The organism is Devosia faecipullorum, assembly GCF_015158295.1.
GTDB lineage: Bacteria > Pseudomonadota > Alphaproteobacteria > Rhizobiales > Devosiaceae > Devosia > Devosia faecipullorum.
On record NZ_JACDXV010000001.1, the window covers coordinates 24,280 to 41,107 of the forward strand.

The following is a 16,828-nucleotide window of genomic DNA, read 5'->3' on the forward strand; positions in this document are numbered from 1 at the left end:
TCCTGTGCACGAAAGGTCTTTTGCATGCCAACTAACGTTTCGCCCGGCGCCGCGCCCCGAGCGCCCAAGCCGCTTTACCTCAATTTCGGGTTCCAGGTTCTGGCGGCCATGGTCATTGGCCTGCTGCTCGGCTTCATCGCTCGTAATCTCGGCACAGACGCTGCCGGCGGCGCCAACTGGCTGACGGTGACGCTCTCCACTATCGGCTCGTCCTTCGTCTCGCTGTTGCGCGCACTGGTGCCGGTGCTGGTTTTCACCGCCATCGTCGCCTCCATCGCGAATTTGCGCGAACTCAACAACGCCGCCAAGCTGGTGGCGCAGACGCTGCTCTGGTTCGCCATTACGGCGCTGATCGCCGTCGCCATCGGCATTGCCCTCGGCCTCATCATCCAGCCGGGCGTGCATACGGCCGTCACCGAAGCTGCGGCCCGCGCGCCGTCATCGACCGGCTCCTGGCTCGATTTCCTCAAGGGATTGATTCCCTCTAATTTCATCGGTTTGCAGGCCTCGACCCGCGTGACCGACGGCGGCGCGACCACCAGCCTCAATTTCAACGTGCTGCAAATCCTGATCGTGTCCATCGTGGTGGGTATTGCGGCGCTGCGCGTCGGCCCGGCGGCAGACACCTTCCTCGCCTTCAACCGCTCCTTCCTTAAGATCATCCACAAGATCCTCTGGTGGGTGATCCGGCTGACGCCGATCGGCACGATCGGTCTTCTCGGCAACGCCGTGGCCGTCTATGGCTGGGATGCCCTGGCGCAGCTTGGCTGGTATGCCGCAGCGATCTATATCGGCCTGGCGCTGGTGCTCTTCGTGGTCTATCCGGCCCTGTTGCAGGCCAATGGCCTGAACCCCATCCGCTATTTCCAGAGCGCCTGGCCAGCCATCCAACTCGCCTTCGTGTCGCGTTCGTCCATCGGTACCCTGCCGGTTACCGAACGCATCACCGAGAAGAGCCTGGGCGTGCCGCGTGAATATGCCTCCTTTGCCGTACCGCTGGGGGCCACCACCAAGATGGACGGTTGCGCCGCCATCTATCCGGCGATCTCGGCCATCTTCGTCGCCCAGTTCTTCGGCATCAGCCTCGGCATCGAGCACTATCTGCTGATCGTCTTCGTCTCGGTGATCGGCTCTGCGGCAACTGCCGGCCTGACCGGCGCGACGGTGATGCTGACCCTCACGCTCTCGACGCTCGGCCTGCCGCTGGAGGGCGTCGGCCTGCTGCTGGCCATCGACCCGATTCTCGACATGGGCCGCACGGCAGTCAACGTTGCCGGTCAGGCTCTGGTGCCGACCATCGTCGCCAAGCGCGAAGGCATTCTCGACCAGGCGACCTATGATCGCGGCGAAAGCGTCGACAATCTCGATATCGAAGCGGATGCGGTTCCGGCACAATAAGCGCCAAGCCACTCCAGCCGCGCCGACCCATCCATTCTTGTGTTACCACCGGGCTTGTCCCGGTGGTCTGTCTCGCTGCGAGATGGATTGCCCGGACAAGCCGGGTAATGACGCGGGGGAGGCTATGGTGGGATCTACTTCCAGCTCACCATCAGCCGCTCCAGCCCGTGGAAATGGTACACATTCCCATAGCGCGGCGGCTCAACGAGCCTGAGCTTCGGCAGGCGCTCGAACAGAACACTCATCGCCTCCTGCAATTCGATCCGCGCCAGCGGCGCACCAATGCAGAAATGAATGCCGGCGCCGAAGCTGACATTGGCGCCATCGGTGCGGAAGGGATCAAAGGTGTCGGCATTGCTGAACCTGTTGGGGTCACGGTTCGCGGCACCCAGCATCAGGCCCACAACATCGCCCTTGCGCAGCGGAATGCCTGCCAGTTCGGTGTCTTCCAGCGCGTAGCGCGTGAACAGATGCAACGGCGCATCGAAGCGCAGGCATTCTTCCACGCTCGCCGCGGCCTGTTCCGGCGTCGCGAACAGGCTTTGCGGATCGAGCCCGCTTTCGAGAATGGACTTCACCCCGTTGCCGGTCGTGTGCACCGTAGCCTCATGCCCGGCATTGAGCAGCAGGATCGTGGTGGACATCACCTCATCGTCGTTGAGCACGTCGCCATCGCGATCACTGGTCAGCATATGGGTAAGCAGGTCTTCGCGCGGCACCTTGCGCCGTTCGGCAATCACCTCGCGCAGATAGGCCATGAAATCGGCCGCCGCCTGATTGGCGTCTAGCTCGGTTTCGCGGGTGACGTTGTACATATACATGGTCACCATGCGGTTGGACCAATTGAGCAGTTGCGGCGCCATTTCCGCCGGCAGGCCGATCATCTCGGCGATGACGATAGCCGGGATCGGGGCGGCAAAAGCCTTGATCAGATCAACGCTGTCTTCGCCCTCGAACGCGTCGATCATTTCATGCGCCAGTTGGCGGATACGGGGGCGCAATTGCTCCACCTGTCGCGACACGAAGGCCCGATTGACCAGGGTGCGCAGCCGCGTATGGGCCTTGGCCTCGAGGTTAAGGAGCGAATATTTTTCCGTGAGGTCGAAATCGGCCGTGTGCGGCTTGGGCTCCGGCAGGCCGATTTCCTCGCGGCTGGCGACATGCAGGATGTCCCGGCCAAACCGCTTGTCGCGCAGAAGAGCGCTGACGGTCTTGAAATCGGCAAAGCACCAATGCCCGTATTCCTCCCAGAAAAACCCTGGATGGCTCCGGTTCTGTTGCGCATAGAAGGGATAGGGGTTCTGATAAAATGCCTCGTCCTGCGGCCGCGCGCTGGCGCGCAGATGGGCGGGGACGTCGGCAATCGGCTTGATCTGAAGAATGGAGGCCATGGGTCTCTGAGCGTGAAAACTTTTGATCGACTGGTCAAATCTATGCCGACTTTGCGCCCGTGCCTATGACCCCGCCTTGCTCCCGGCGAAAAAATCGCTAGGGAAGGGGCCAAGAATTTCGAGGAGCACTCTCGTGAGCGACATCACCGTCTCTGCCGCCATCGACGCCATTTACGAATCCCTGCGCAACGACAATGCCGACCTGGACGATCATATCGCTGCGCTCAAGGCCGCCATGACCAGCGAAGGCGCCAAGGAGGCCGTGTTCGAGACTGGCAAGCTGGCCCAGCCCAACCGGCAGGGCCGCAAGCTAATGCAGGCTTACTTCAAGAAAAAGGGCATCGCGATCAGTTTTGCCTGAGGCGAAGCGGAAAGAGCGTTCACCTTAGTGCCGCGCTGCTATTGAAGCCTGCCTCATTGCCGCCTATCTGTGCCTTTACCGCCCGTTAAGGCGGTATCGCCTGCAATTGGCCAGTCGCGCCGATTCGATTTTCCTGGCACGTCTGCCGCCGTTGCGCGTTCGGGGCAGGGCGTCGTCCAAAACAACCAAGCCGGCCGCCGGTCCGCGACACGGTGGTGAGGCCAAGGGGCTTTCATATGCGGGATCCGCACGATCTTTACATGAATACGCTCGTTCCCATGGTGGTCGAGCAGTCGAACCGTGGCGAACGCGCCTTCGACATCTATTCGCGCCTGCTGCGCGAGCGCATCATTTTCGTGACCGGCGTAGTCGAGGACAATATGGCCTCGCTGATCGTCGCACAGCTGCTGTTCCTCGAATCGGAAAATCCGAAAAAAGAAATCGCCATGTACATCAACTCGCCCGGCGGCGTGGTGACGGCTGGTCTTTCCATCTACGATACCATGCAGTTCATTCGCCCCGCCGTTGCCACCATGGTGATGGGGCAGGCGGCGTCCATGGGCTCGCTGCTGCTCGCAGCCGGCGAAAAGGGCATGCGAACCAGCCTGCCCAATTCGCGCGTCATGGTTCACCAGCCTTCGGGCGGTTTCCAGGGCCAGGTTACCGACATCCTGATTCACGCCAGGGAAGTCGAAGGCTTGAAGCGCCGTCTTAATCAGATTTATGAAAAGCACACTGGCCGCACCTATGAGGAAATCGAGAACGCCCTTGAGCGCGATCGTTTCCTGTCGCCGGAAGAGGCTCAGGCCTTCGGGCTTATCGACAGCGTGATGGAAAAGCGCGCCGTGCCTGAGGCATCCGCCTGAGGTCGAGCTGCGTTAAGCACAATGCTGCTGCGCCGTGGACTGTGATCCATGTGCAATTGCACCCAGCCGGAACGGCCTTTAAGGTCGTTTCGGCTTAGACTTTCTTTATGTCTTGAGCGTTACGCTTTAGGGTAATGCTTGAATTTGGGGGCCGCTGGCCCCCGGGAGTGACTGGATGTCCAAAGAGACAACGAACGGCGAAACGTCCAAGAACACGCTTTATTGCTCGTTCTGCGGCAAGTCCCAGCACGAAGTCCGTAAGCTGATCGCCGGTCCGACCGTGTTCATCTGCGATGAATGCGTCGAGCTGTGCATGGACATCATTCGCGAAGAGAACAAGACCTCCATGGTCAAGTCCTCCGAGGGCGTGCCCACACCCGCAGAAATCTGCAAGGTGCTGGACGATTACGTCATCGGCCAGGCGCGCGCCAAGAAGGTACTCTCGGTTGCGGTGCATAACCACTACAAGCGCCTGCACCATGCCGCCAAGAACCAGGATATTGAGCTGTCCAAGTCCAATATTCTGCTGATCGGCCCCACCGGCTCGGGCAAGACGCTGCTGGCGCAGACCCTCGCCCGCATCATCGACGTGCCGTTCACCATGGCCGACGCCACTACGCTGACCGAGGCCGGCTATGTGGGCGAAGATGTCGAGAACATCATCCTCAAGCTGCTCCAGGCCGCCGACTACAATGTCGAGAAAGCCCAGCGCGGCATCGTCTATATCGACGAAGTGGACAAGATTTCCCGCAAGTCGGACAATCCTTCGATAACCCGCGATGTATCGGGCGAGGGCGTGCAGCAGGCCCTGCTGAAGATCATGGAAGGCACCGTTGCCTCCGTGCCGCCCCAGGGTGGCCGCAAGCATCCGCAGCAGGAATTCCTGCAGGTCGATACGACGAATATCCTGTTCATTTGCGGTGGCGCCTTTGCAGGCCTCGAACGCATCATTTCGGCGCGTGGCGAAGGCTCGGGCATCGGCTTCTCGGCCACGGTCAAGGATCCCCAGGATCGCCGCGTCGGCCAGATCCTGGCGGAAGTCGAGCCGGAAGATCTGGTCCGTTTCGGCCTGATCCCGGAATTCATCGGCCGCCTGCCAAACCTGGCGACGCTCGAAGACCTCGACGTACCCGCGCTCATCGAGATCCTGACCTCGCCCAAGAACGCTCTGGTTCGTCAGTATCAGCGCCTGTTCCAGATGGAAGAGGTTGAGTTAACCTTCCACGAAGACGCCCTCAAGGCCATTGCCGAGAAGGCCATCGAGCGCAAGACCGGCGCGCGCGGCCTGCGCTCAATCATGGAAGCGATCCTGCTCGACACCATGTACGATCTGCCCTCGCTTGAAGGCGTCGAAGAAGTGGTGATTTCCGAAGACGTGGTGCGCGGCAAGGATGTCCGCCCGCTCTACATCTATTCGGAGCGCAAGAAGGAAGAGGCCCCGGCCTCCGCTTGATCGGCAGTGAAATGTTTCGGAACGCCGGGTCACGCACCCGGCGTTTTTGTTTACCTGCCATTGCCTGCGGACTTCAGGGCAGGGGCATGATGCGCGTCGCGAAAATCGGACGCATCCGTTCCGGATGCTAGGCACAAGGCTGTTTCCGGCATCGGCACATATCTCCTGTGCGTAGTAACGGTAATGGTCACAAAAGCGCTAAGGTTGACTTGCGGGCGCGGCCTTCCACCCTATTTATTAACCTGAATCGCCCAGCCTTCTGGACTGGGCAGTCGCAATACGGGCGCGCTACAAATTCCTCCCTCCGGCGCGCCTCGGAAAGGAAATGTGATGTCGGAAGTTACTTCCACCGGCGAAACCAGCCGGGACCGGGTCTATCCGGTTCTCCCCCTGCGCGACATCGTCGTCTTCCCCGGCATGATCGTGCCGCTGTTCGTCGGCCGAGAAAAATCGGTCAAGGCGCTTGAAGAAGTCATGCGCGACGACAAGCACATTCTCGTCGTGACCCAGAAGAACGCTCAGGACGACGATCCTGCGCCCGATCAGATCTACCCCACCGGCACCATCGCCACAGTGCTGCAATTGCTGAAATTGCCGGACGGCACCGTCAAGGTGCTGGTCGAGGGCTTGAGCCGCGCCAATATCGACCGCTACCTCCAGACCGACGAATATTTCGAGGCCGAGGCATCGACCTTGTCGGAGCCCGAAGAGGACGCGACGGAAACCGAGGCATTGGCCCGATCGGCGCAGTCCGAATTCGAAAACTACGTCAAGCTCAACAAGAAGATTTCTGCTGAAGTCGTTGCTGCCGTTGGCCAGATCGAGAATGCGAGCAAGCTGGCCGATACCATTGCTAGCCATCTCGTCATCAAGATTCCCGAGAAGGAAGATCTGCTGCTCACCGTTTCGGTGATCGAGCGGCTCCAGAAGGTCATCGGCCTGATGGAAGGCGAAATCGGCGTCCTGCAGGTCGAAAAGCGCATCCGCTCCCGCGTCAAGCGGCAGATGGAAAAGACACAGCGCGAATATTACCTCAACGAGCAGATGAAGGCGATCCAGCGCGAGCTGGGCGACGGCGAAGACGGCGCCAACGAGATCACCGAACTCGAAGATCGCGTGGCCAAGACCAAGCTTTCCAAGGAAGCGCGCGCCAAGGCCGATGGTGAAATCAAGAAGCTCAAGGGCATGAGCCCGATGTCGGCCGAAGCCACGGTCGTGCGCAATTACCTCGACACACTGCTTGGCTTGCCCTGGGGCAAGAAGAGCAAGGTCAAGCGCGACCTCGTCCTGGCCGAGAAGGTGCTGGACGCGGACCATTACGGGCTGGAAAAGGTCAAGGAGCGCATCCTTGAATATCTGGCCGTGCAGGCGCGTACCGGCACGCTCAGGGGCCCGATCCTCTGCCTCGTCGGCCCTCCGGGCGTTGGCAAGACTTCTTTGGGCAAGTCCATCGCCAAGGCGACGGGCCGCGAATTCGTGCGCATGGCGCTTGGCGGCGTGCGGGATGAAGCCGAAATCCGCGGCCACCGCCGCACCTATATTGGCTCCATGCCCGGCAAGATCATTCAGTCGCTGAAAAAGGTCGGTAAATCCAATCCGCTCTTCCTTCTCGACGAGATCGACAAGATGGGCCAGGATTTCCGGGGTGATCCGTCCTCGGCGCTGCTCGAAGTGCTCGATCCGGAGCAGAACAACACATTTGCCGATCACTATCTGGAAGTGGATTATGATCTGAGCGACGTGATGTTCGTGACCACCTCGAACACGTTGAATATCCCCGGTCCGCTCATGGACCGCATGGAGATCATTCGCCTCTCGGGTTACACCGAGGAGGAGAAGCACGCCATTGCCAAGCAGCACCTGATCCCTGAAACCATTCGGGAAAACGGCCTGGCTCATGGCGAATTCGTGCTCTCTGACGAGATGCTGATGAAGGTCATTCGCGGCTATACCCGCGAAGCCGGCGTCCGCAATCTCAAGCGCGAAATCTCCAAGCTGATGCGCAAGGCGATCACCGACATCGTCCGCACCAAGGTGAAGACGATCGAGATCGATGATGAACGCCTGGCCAAATATCTCGGCCCGGTGATCTTCAAGCATGGCGAGATCGAAGCGGAATCGCAGGTCGGCTTGGTGACGGGCCTCGCCTGGACCTCTGTCGGCGGCGAATTGCTGACCATTGAGGGCGTGATGACGCCGGGCAAGGGCCGCATGTCGGTCACCGGCAACATCAAGGAAGTGATGAAGGAATCGCTCACGGCAGCGACGGCCTATGTGAAATCGCGAAGCATCGATTACGGCATCAAGCCGCCAATGTTCGACACGCGCGATATCCACGTCCATCTGCCTGAAGGCGCCACCCCCAAGGATGGCCCGTCGGCCGGCATTGGTCTGGCGACGGCCATCGTTTCGGTAATGACCGGTATTCCGGTGCGCAATGATGTTGCCATGACCGGCGAGATCACGTTGCGGGGCAGGGTACTTCCAATCGGCGGTCTCAAGGAAAAGCTCCTTGCGGCGCTGCGCGGCGGCATCAAGACCGTGCTCATTCCTGAAGAGAATGTCCGTGATCTCCAGGAGATCCCGGACATCGTCAAGGAAGGCATGGAAATCGTGCCCGTCAGCCGCATGGATCAGGTGATCGAGCGTGCTCTGGTACGCAAGCCCGAGCCCATCGAATGGGATTTCGACGCTGAACCGGCAGTGAGCGCTAAGGTCGACGTGGCCGACGACGGCGCCGCCAGCATCACGCACTGAACAAACCGATAAGAGCAACAAAAATGGCGGCCCCTCCGGGCCGCCATTTTCTTTTCCCGCAACCCATTCAAAATTTAGAGTTGAATCTAATTAGATGGTTAGCTAAATAGAAATCAAGTAGATAGGCAGGTCATGGCTGGCATCAACACGGTGTTCGAGGCGCTTTCCCATCCGGTCCGGCGCAAGATTCTGGCCCTTCTGAGGCAGGGTCCAATGAGCGCCGGTGCGTTGGCAGAGCATTTCGCGATCAGCCGGCCCACGCTGTCCGTGCACTTCAACAAGCTCAAGGAGGCCGAATTGGTGTCCGTCGAGCGGCAGGGCACGAGCCTTATTTATCATCTCAATATGAGCGTGCTCGAAGGCGCGCTGGCAGGGATTCTGGATCTGACGGAGCAAAGCAATGACTGATCGCCCCCTTCTCAATCGGTTCAATCAAATCCTGATCGCGGCCCTGGCTCTTGTGACCATTGCCGGCTTCCTGCTCGTGCCGCTGGGCAATACGTTGCCGATCCACTGGGACATCAACGGTGTGCCCGACAATTTTGCACCCGCGCCGGTCGCGCTGCTTCTTCCTGTCGCGATGGCGGGGTTTGTCATCGGGCTGATCCTCGTTCTGCGGCGCAGCGGATTGCGCGCTGACATCGACGCAGGCCGCCATCTCGTTGAGGTCTCGAACAGCTTTGTGCTGCTATTGGCGATCCTGCTGTCGGGGATGACCATCCTGATCGGCATGGGGCATGAGGTCAGCGTGCCGCGGATTTTGACTTTCGCAATCGGCGCGATGCTGGTGTGCCTGGGGAATTATCTCCCCAAGACGCAGGCAAATCGCGTGGCCGGCGTGCGCGTTCCATGGACGCTGCGGAACCCGGCAAACTGGACGATTACCCATCGCTGGGCGGGATGGCTGACCATGCTGGGCGGCGCGGCGGCAATTCTGGCCGCGACCTTCATCACCACGCCCGCCACCCTGATTGTCGTGGTGCTGGCGGCCGCTTTGCTGCCGGCCATTGCCAGCATTGCCATCAGCTATGCCTTGTCGCGTCCATAAGGCCGGCTTCCGCCTGCTCCGGTAACTCGAAAACCGGGCCGCCGGCGCGAGGAATGAACAAATGATCCCCGCCGATCCAGGCCGGGACATATTTACCGCGATGCAGCCAGAATGTGTCGCCGCAGGTTTGGCGCGCCAATTCAATCATGGCGTGCATCTGCGCGACATTGCGGGATGTCATTTCCACCCAGACAAAGCCCCGACCCGTCGAGGGCTGGCGGGTGAAGCGTACGCCCACGCCCTGTCCGGGCGTGAGACCCATTTCCGGCATTTTCTGCCGGAGCTGGGCGATGAAGGCGCCGGCACAGGAATCGGGCACGCACACTTCCATATTGCGCACCCGCCGGCGCGCATCGCGAAACAGTTTCCCTACCAATTGCTTGGCCGGAACGCCGGTCCATGGGGCCAGGACCTGTTCGGAGCGACCGACGATGCGCAGCCGGCCGCGCAGCCGCAAGGACAGGAGCAGTTTCTGCATGGCGGCGGGCGATCCGCGCATCGGTGCAAATGGGCCGCGATCCTTCGGACGGTCATCGGCCAGGGGGTTGACGTTATAGACCATCATCTCCCGGCTGCGCGGATACCAATGCACAGTGGTGCTGAAATTGGCGAGGTACCCGCCATTTACATAGCCTTCCAGCGCAGTGTCAGGATGCCATTCGATGACATTGGCCAGCCGATAATTAGACTGGCAGCGGAACGTCACCTCGGTGACGACAATCCCATTGCCCTCCCGCAGGCGATCCCATTCCAAGTCGTTTCGCGGGGCATATTTTTCGACGCCGTCCCGGTCCACGTAGCGAATGGCGGTGATCAAGTCATAGACGGCGATGAATTCGCGGCTACTGCCATGCACTTCGGCGAAAAAACACGCGCCGGCCGAGATGTCGACGAATTCGGGCAATGTCCCCAGCGTCAAATCCTGTGGCGTCAGGAAATCCAGCATGTCGCGCAGCGTGGTTCCGGCCTTGACCGTCAACAGGCCGTCCCTCAGCCCCACCACGCCGGAATAATGCTCCATCACCAGCTGATCGCTGTTCAGCTTGTCGTTGAACCACAGGAAATAGCCCCGCCCGATGGCGTGATAGGGCCTGCCGCTGCGCACGACCGCACTGATATCGTCGAGAGATCGGGCCTCGACCACGCGCGCCGGCGCTTCAAAGAAATCGCCCAGCCTGCGGTTGGTTGCCACGCCGCTGAGGCGCCGCACTTTCTCCGCGTCCACACGCACATTGTGCGCGAAGAACCAGAGGGTGGAGGGGATAGCCTTTCCGGCGGCGCCCGACAGCCAGTTCGGCGCAAAGAACATGGGGCGATGCGCCAGTTGCGCCGCGTGGCGGAAATAATCGTCCGAGGTGACATCGAGATCGCCCAGATTGACAACCTCGTTCCTGACGTCACGTTCGATCAGCGCCAGCAATTGGTGGCTGAGATCTTCGACATGGATGAGGTTGATCGTCCGCCCCTTGAGCCCGAACGGGGCCATGCGCATGGCGGAAACAATGCCGCTGGACCATTGCATGTTCGGACCCATCACCACGGTAGGGCGAACGATCAGATAATCGATGCCTTTTTCGCGACAGACGGAAATGACCCGTTCTTCCTCGATGAGCTTGAGGCGCGTGTAATTGTCGAGGCCCGGACGGTCGGCCAGTGCTGCATCTTCACCCTGAACCGGGTTTTGCACGGGATCGAGCGCCGCATAAACGACCTGAGAGCTGAAATAGACGAAAAGCTTGCATGTTTCAGGCTGGATCAAAGACAGCAGCGTTTCCGTCACGTCGCGGTTGGCGGCGATGAAGTCCTTGCTGCGGGCCTTGGTATTCAGCGCGGCATGGACCACGACATCCGCGCCATTCAACGCATCCTTCAGGCCAACGGAATCTGCGAAGCGGACGGCCTCAATATCGGCGGCAAGCTGCTGGGGCAGGGTGCGGTATACCGCGCTGACCGAATGGCTGGCGGAAAAGGTCTTGAGCAATTGGCGGCCGATCCCGCCTCCCGCACCAACCAGGCATATCTTCACCGTCTCATCCCCTTTTAGTCTTTTTCCGGTCCGCGCTTTCTTCGCAGGCCGCTTCGGCCAGAGCCGGTTCAGATGGTAACGGGAAAGCGGCGGGAGCCGGCCTTGGCCGCATCGATCGTCGCCTCGATGAAATTGACGGCCGTGGTGAGTCCGTCTTCTTCCGACAGCATCTGGCCGATGGATTTGGCGTTTGTTGCCATGGTCTTGTTGGTGGTCAGCTCATGCAATGCATCCGCCAGAATATCTGGCGTCAGCGTGCGCAACCGCACCGGGGCAGGACCGCAGCCAAGCGCGCGAACTCTGCGGCCCCAATAGCGCTGGTCATAGGCCTGCGGCAAGGTGAAAGTCGGCTTGCCAGCGCGCAGTCCGGCGGCCGTCGTGCCCGCCCCGCCGTGATGCACCACCGCGCCAACCAGCGGAAAGAGCTTGTCGTGCGGGGCTTCCGACACGGCGAATACAGTATCGGGGAGGTCTTCGGCATTGATGCCGCCCCAGCCACGCGAAACGATGGCGCGTCCGCCCCACTTTTCCAGCGCCGTTTTCAGCAATTGCGTATTGCGCTCCGCCCCGAACGGCATAGAGCCGAAGCCGATATAGACGGGCGGTGGCCCGGCTTCGAGAAAGCGCTGCAATTCCGGCGAAGGCATCCAATTGGTAGTGTCGTCCAGGAACCAGAATCCGGTTACGACCGCTGTTTGTGGCCAGTCCCGCGGGCGGGGTGAGACGATGGAGGAGAAATTGTAGAGCGTGGGCAGATTATTGCCGAGGCTGTCCTTGAAAATGCCACCACGCTTGCGCGGTCCCAGCCCCATCAATTCACGGCGCACCCGGTCGCGCGGCAGGTCATAATAGCCCTGCTGGATATTCATGGCGATATAGCTGAGCTTGTTGAAGGTCGGACCCATATCGGGCACTTCATAGGCGCAGACCGGAAATTCCCGCGTCGGATTGAGTGGCTGCATGGCGGTCATGATGACCGGGATGTTCAGCGCTTCCGCGATGTCGATGCCGAAGCTGGTATTGATGTTGACCACGATGGCGTCGGCGCCCTGGGACATGGCCCAGGAATTGCGCGCCGCCCGCTCCACCAGAGCCTGCCCTTCGCGCAGCAATTGCGGGAAGTGGTGCAGTTTCATCTGGCTGATCGCGGTATCGAACCGCGATTCCTGCAGCCAGTCCTGCATATTGGTGCCCAGGTTCTTGAACTCGATGCCGTGTGAAAGAATCAGGTCTTCGAAATCGGCATTGGCGCCCAGCACCACATCATAGCCGTTTTTGCTGAGCTCGATTGCGAGCGCCAGATAGGGTCTCACATCGCCAGCTGTGCCGATGGTAGCGATCGCGACGCGTTTTCTCATGCACCTTCCCGACGTGATTCAAGCGGTCTCTGCCGGCACACAACATGTAGAGGCGCGTTGGCATTTACAAGGCAGCCGGAAGAACATATTAAGTCGGCAGCCGCGCTAGGTCGTGGTACCAGAAGATATTTCTCAAGGGCAAGAGACATGGCGTCTCCGATCGCAATTGCAGGGTTTGGAGCATCGCTCGCCGGCAATCCGGCTGTCGCCCGCGCGGTGGCAGCGGCGGCAAACGCCAGCTAGCTCTTCCCAAGGGCCACGACGTGGCCGGGAAGAGCCGAACATCGCTGTGTTGGCCCCCTGGAAGGGGGCGTCTTTAACCCGCTTAAAACCATAATTCCGCGACAATCGGCGTCTCTTTGGGAGATGCGGCGCTTTGGGCGCGTCGCGACAAATTCGCGTCCCCACGGGGACTGTTGAGGATATCATGAGCAACGACTTCCACCGCATCCGTCGTCTTCCCCCTTACGTTTTCGCCCATATCGATCCGATCAAGGCCCGGCTGCGTGCCGATGGCGTGGACATTATCGACCTGGGCATGGGCAATCCCGACATGCCGACGCCGCAGCATATCGTCGAAAAGTTGCAGGAGACGGTGAAGGACGGGCGTACCCATCGCTATTCCACTTCGCGCGGCATTCCCGGGCTCCGTAAAGCCCAGGCCAGCTATTATGGCCGCCGCTTCGGCGTGAAGCTCAATCCCGATACCCAGGTCGTGGCGACCCTCGGCTCCAAGGAAGGCTTTGCCAATATGGCCTCGGCCATTACTGCGCCGGGTGACGTGGTGCTGGTGCCCAACCCGACTTATCCGATCCATTCCTTCGGCTTCATCATGTCGGGCGGCGTGGTTCGCTCCATGCCGGCCGATCCGAATGAGGATTTCATGCGCTCGCTGGACCGTGCCGTGCGGCACTCGATCCCCAAGCCGATCGCATTGGTGCTGAACTATCCCGCCAATCCTACTGCCTACACCGCCGACCTCGATTTTTATGCCGAAGTGGTCAAGTATTGTAAGGCGCACGACATCTTTATCCTCTCCGATCTTGCTTACTCGGAGATCTACTTCGATGAGGACGTACCTCCGCCTTCCGTGCTCCAGGTGCCCGGAGCCATCGACATCACCGTGGAATTCACCTCGATGTCGAAGACCTATTCCATGCCCGGCTGGCGCGTCGGTTTTGCCGTGGGCAATGAACGGCTGATCGCGGCTCTGGCGCGCGTCAAATCCTATCTCGACTATGGCGCCTTCACGCCCATCCAGGTGGCCGCCGTCGCCGCGCTCAACGGCTCGGATGACGTCATCGCCGAAGTGCGCCAGATTTATAAGCAGCGCCGCGACGTCATGGTGGAAAGCTTCGGCCGCGCCGGATGGGATATTCCCGTTCCCAAGGCCACGATGTTCGCCTGGGCGCCCATTCCTGCCGAGTATGCCCATATGGGTTCGCTCGAATTCGCCAAGCTGCTGATTCAGGAGACCGGCGTCGGCGTCGCGCCTGGCGTGGGTTTCGGCGAATATGGCGATCAATATATTCGCCTGGCCTTCGTGGAAAATGAACACCGCATCCGTCAGGCTGCGCGGAACATCAAGAAGTTCCTCGGAGGCAAAGCCACGCAGGGCAATGTCGTGCCGCTGGCCAGCGGCACGAAGTAGAATGATGCGCGCTCGGGAGGCGGCCTTCCGCCTCCCGCCACGCCTTGGGGGCGTGATGTGGATGCAGCGATGAACGCCATCATGCATTGCGGCTATTTCGACCGGAGCGCGTGCCGATCCTGCACGCTCATGGGCACGTCATACGAGGCCCAGCTTTCCGCCAAGAGTGATCATGCGCAGAGCCTGCTTACCGCCTGGCCCGATGCTGTGTGGCTGGAACCGATGGCGAGCCGACCCGACGGCTTTCGCAACAAGGCCAAGATGGTGGTCGGCGGCACCTCGGATAATCCCACCCTAGGCATTCTTGATGCTTCGAGGCGCGGTGTCGACCTCACCCAATGCGGCATCCTTTCACCGGGATTGCGGTCCGCCTTCTCGCCGATTTCCGCTTTCATTTCGCTTGCCCGCTTAGCCCCCTACGATGTGCCCAACCGCAGCGGTGAGCTCAAATATGTGCTGCTCACCGAATCCCCCGATGGCGAATTGATGCTGCGTTTCGTGCTGCGCTCCAGCGAGGCGCTGGGCCGCATGCGCAAGAATTTATCAAGCCTGCTGGCGGACCTGCCGCGCCTGTCCGTTGTTACAGCCAACCTGCTGCCCGAACACAAGGCGGTGCTGGAAGGGGAGGAGGAGATTGCGCTTGGCGGAGCCGAAACGCTTGCGATGCGCCTTGGCGAAGTGGTGTTGCACCTGCGGCCCGCTAGCTTTTTCCAGACCAATACCGAAATCGCCATCGGGCTTTACACGCAGGCCAAGCATTGGATCGACGAAGTCTCTGCGCAATCGGTTTGGGATCTCTATTGTGGAATCGGAGGATTTGCCCTGCATGTCGCGGCACCGGGCAGGCGCGTGCATGGCGTCGAGGTGAGCGCCCCAGCCGTCGCATCGGCGCGCCTCAGCGCATCTCAGGCCGGGATCGACAATGTCAGCTTTGCCGTAGGGGACGCCACCGCGCTGGCTGCTGTTGAGACACCGGATGCGATCATCGTAAACCCGCCTCGGCGCGGTCTGGGCGAGCGATTGTGCGCAACGCTGGAAGCGTCGGGCGTTCCCACCATCATCTATTCAAGCTGCAACGCCGTCACGCTTGCCCAGGACATTGCCGCCATGCCTGCCTACGAGCCGCAGCGCATTCGCCTGTTCGACATGTTTCCGCAAACCGATCACTACGAAACCATGGTGTTGCTCAAGCGCCGCAAGGGCGCAGTTCCGGCGGCAAATAATACATGACAACGTAAATCATCTTTTATAAGGAGAGAGATCTTCACGTAAAAGGTGGTCTGATGTCCTTCCGCTCCCTTCTTCTCTCGGCATTGGCCGCTTTCAGCGTCGTCGGCAGCGCCGAGGCGCAGTCCTTTCCCGTAACCATCGATCACGCCTATGGCGAAACCATCATCGAGGCGGAGCCGGTGCGCATTGTCACTTGGGGCTGGGCCAATGAAGATGCGGCTATCGCCCTTGGAGTGATCCCGGTCGGCATGCCTTTCCAGTCTTATGGCGGTGGCGACAACGGCATCCACCCCTGGATCGAAGACGCGCTTGCTGCGGCCAGGGCGGAAACACCGGCCATTCTCATCGGCGCCGAGGGGCCGCCGGTCGAACAGATCGCCGCGCTCCGGCCCGATCTCATCATCGCGGCCTATTCCGGTATTACCGAAGATCAATATGCGATCCTGTCCGGCATCGCGCCGACTATCGCCTATTCGGGTGCGCCCTGGTCAACGTCCTGGCAAGATCTGACGGCAATTGTCGGCAAGGCGCTGGGCAAAGAGGATGAGGCCAAGACACTGGTTGCGGAAACCACGGCCTGGGTCACTGCCGAATTCGCCAAATATCCCGAACTGGCGGATGTCACCTTTGCCAGCGCCAATGCCTATGACGGCTCCATGGCGGTTTATGCGCCGCTCGATGCGCGGATGAAATTCCTAACCGATTTTGGCATGCATCTCGACCCTAGCGTCGCTGCGCTGGCGCCCGATAGCGACGCGTTCTATTATTCGCTGAGCTACGAACTTTTTGACCAATTGGAAGCCGACATCTTCGTTACCTATTCTGAAGATCAGGCGGCGCTGGACGCCTGGCTGGAAACGCCTCTGGCCCGGAATTACCCGCCGATCAAGAACAATGGTCTAGCCGCGCTGGTCGGCACCTCCAATGTCGCAGCTGTTTCCCCGCCATCCATCCTCTCATTGCGCTGGGGTCTTCCTGCCTATCTCGACGTTTTGGGCTCGGCAGCAAGGGCGGAAATTAGAGACTGATGGATCAGTGGCTTGTGGCAATCGCCAGGCACGCATTGATCCGAAAACAGCGCCAAACTCAGCGATATCTGCGCATAAAGGGACGGCACATGATGCCGTCCGTCTTTCGCGACAAAACTCCTATTGACCTCTAGGCGATTTCCTATGCAGATGGCGCCACCATGAGCGACATCCAATCTTTCCGCCAAGCCGTCGAATCCTTCATTTCCGCCAGAGGGTGGACCCCCACCCGTTTCGGCCGCATCGTCGCCGGAGATCCGC

13 protein-coding genes are annotated in these 16,828 nt (G+C 60.3%); 10 read left to right on the plus strand and 3 right to left on the minus strand.

Annotation, left to right across the window (positions count from 1 at the left end; genetic code table 11):
* Positions 1–24: 24 nt before the first annotated feature.
* Positions 25–1,398: a dicarboxylate/amino acid:cation symporter gene (locus tag H0482_RS00155; RefSeq protein ID WP_193728025.1), complete on the plus strand. Its 1,374-nt coding sequence runs from the start codon at positions 25–27 to the stop codon at positions 1,396–1,398.
* Between the two features lie 134 nt (positions 1,399–1,532).
* Here H0482_RS00155 and H0482_RS00160 read toward each other — a convergent pair whose 3' ends face one another.
* A complete protein-coding gene (locus H0482_RS00160) occupies positions 1,533–2,789 on the minus strand; it encodes a cytochrome P450 (protein ID WP_193728026.1) in 1,257 nt (418 codons plus the stop codon).
* 133 nt (positions 2,790–2,922) lie between these two features.
* On the opposite strand from H0482_RS00160, the gene H0482_RS00165 reads away from it, so the two are divergent.
* The 6 genes from H0482_RS00165 (at position 2,923) to H0482_RS00190 (ending at position 9,274) form a co-directional block, all read left to right on the plus strand.
* Positions 2,923–3,150: a hypothetical protein gene (locus tag H0482_RS00165; protein WP_193728027.1), complete on the plus strand. Its 228-nt coding sequence runs from the start codon at positions 2,923–2,925 to the stop codon at positions 3,148–3,150.
* Between the two features lie 236 nt (positions 3,151–3,386).
* Complete coding sequence (locus H0482_RS00170; RefSeq protein WP_193728028.1) at positions 3,387–4,016, plus strand: ATP-dependent Clp protease proteolytic subunit; 630 nt, start codon at positions 3,387–3,389, stop codon at positions 4,014–4,016.
* A gap of 175 nt (positions 4,017–4,191) precedes the next feature.
* Positions 4,192–5,469 (plus strand): ATP-dependent Clp protease ATP-binding subunit ClpX, encoded by a 1,278-nt coding sequence (gene clpX, locus H0482_RS00175; RefSeq protein WP_193728029.1) that lies wholly within the window; start codon positions 4,192–4,194, stop codon positions 5,467–5,469.
* Positions 5,470–5,799: 330 nt separating this feature from the next.
* Positions 5,800–8,226, plus strand: coding sequence for an endopeptidase La (gene lon, locus H0482_RS00180; RefSeq protein WP_193728030.1), 2,427 nt, complete (start codon positions 5,800–5,802; stop codon positions 8,224–8,226).
* A gap of 132 nt (positions 8,227–8,358) precedes the next feature.
* Positions 8,359–8,634, plus strand: a complete 276-nt coding sequence (locus H0482_RS00185; RefSeq protein WP_210319043.1) for a metalloregulator ArsR/SmtB family transcription factor — start codon at positions 8,359–8,361, stop codon at positions 8,632–8,634.
* A complete protein-coding gene (locus tag H0482_RS00190; protein WP_193728031.1) occupies positions 8,627–9,274 on the plus strand; it encodes an SdpI family protein in 648 nt (215 codons plus the stop codon). Before H0482_RS00185 ends, H0482_RS00190 begins: the two co-directional genes overlap by 8 nt.
* On the opposite strand, the gene H0482_RS00195 is transcribed toward H0482_RS00190, so the two are convergent.
* Complete coding sequence (locus H0482_RS00195; RefSeq protein ID WP_193728032.1) at positions 9,249–11,300, minus strand: NAD-dependent epimerase/dehydratase family protein; 2,052 nt, start codon at positions 11,298–11,300, stop codon at positions 9,249–9,251. The genes H0482_RS00190 and H0482_RS00195 overlap by 26 nt on opposite strands.
* 68 nt (positions 11,301–11,368) lie before the next feature.
* A complete protein-coding gene (locus H0482_RS00200) occupies positions 11,369–12,658 on the minus strand; it encodes a glycosyltransferase (protein ID WP_193728033.1) in 1,290 nt (429 codons plus the stop codon).
* 427 nt (positions 12,659–13,085) lie between these two features.
* Here H0482_RS00200 and H0482_RS00205 point away from each other — a divergent pair, with 427 nt between their 5' ends.
* The 3 genes from H0482_RS00205 to H0482_RS00215 all read left to right on the plus strand — a co-directional run bounded on the left by H0482_RS00205 (position 13,086) and on the right by H0482_RS00215 (position 16,567).
* Entirely contained in the window at positions 13,086–14,309 is a 1,224-nt protein-coding gene (locus tag H0482_RS00205) for an LL-diaminopimelate aminotransferase (protein WP_193728034.1), read from the plus strand.
* 69 nt (positions 14,310–14,378) lie between these two features.
* Positions 14,379–15,539, plus strand: a complete 1,161-nt coding sequence (gene rlmC / locus H0482_RS00210; protein WP_210319044.1) for a 23S rRNA (uracil(747)-C(5))-methyltransferase RlmC — start codon at positions 14,379–14,381, stop codon at positions 15,537–15,539.
* Between the two features lie 53 nt (positions 15,540–15,592).
* Positions 15,593–16,567: an iron-siderophore ABC transporter substrate-binding protein gene (locus tag H0482_RS00215; protein WP_193728035.1), complete on the plus strand. Its 975-nt coding sequence runs from the start codon at positions 15,593–15,595 to the stop codon at positions 16,565–16,567.
* Positions 16,568–16,828: the final 261 nt, after the last annotated feature.

Bases quoted from the DNA above. Each gene is read 5' to 3' on its own strand.
- H0482_RS00205 (WP_193728034.1), top strand. From the start codon at position 13,086: ATGAGCAACGACTTCCACCGCATCCGTCGTCTTCCCCCTTACGTTTTC.
- lon (WP_193728030.1), top strand. From the start codon at position 5,800: ATGTCGGAAGTTACTTCCACCGGCGAAACCAGCCGGGACCGGGTCTAT.
- H0482_RS00155 (WP_193728025.1), top strand. From the start codon at position 25: ATGCCAACTAACGTTTCGCCCGGCGCCGCGCCCCGAGCGCCCAAGCCG.
- H0482_RS00200 (WP_193728033.1), bottom strand. From the start codon at position 12,658: ATGAGAAAACGCGTCGCGATCGCTACCATCGGCACAGCTGGCGATGTG.
- H0482_RS00190 (WP_193728031.1), top strand. From the start codon at position 8,627: ATGACTGATCGCCCCCTTCTCAATCGGTTCAATCAAATCCTGATCGCG.
- H0482_RS00170 (WP_193728028.1), top strand. From the start codon at position 3,387: ATGCGGGATCCGCACGATCTTTACATGAATACGCTCGTTCCCATGGTG.
- clpX (WP_193728029.1), top strand. From the start codon at position 4,192: ATGTCCAAAGAGACAACGAACGGCGAAACGTCCAAGAACACGCTTTAT.
- rlmC (WP_210319044.1), top strand. From the start codon at position 14,379: ATGAACGCCATCATGCATTGCGGCTATTTCGACCGGAGCGCGTGCCGA.
- H0482_RS00215 (WP_193728035.1), top strand. From the start codon at position 15,593: ATGTCCTTCCGCTCCCTTCTTCTCTCGGCATTGGCCGCTTTCAGCGTC.
- H0482_RS00185 (WP_210319043.1), top strand. From the start codon at position 8,359: ATGGCTGGCATCAACACGGTGTTCGAGGCGCTTTCCCATCCGGTCCGG.
- H0482_RS00160 (WP_193728026.1), bottom strand. From the start codon at position 2,789: ATGGCCTCCATTCTTCAGATCAAGCCGATTGCCGACGTCCCCGCCCAT.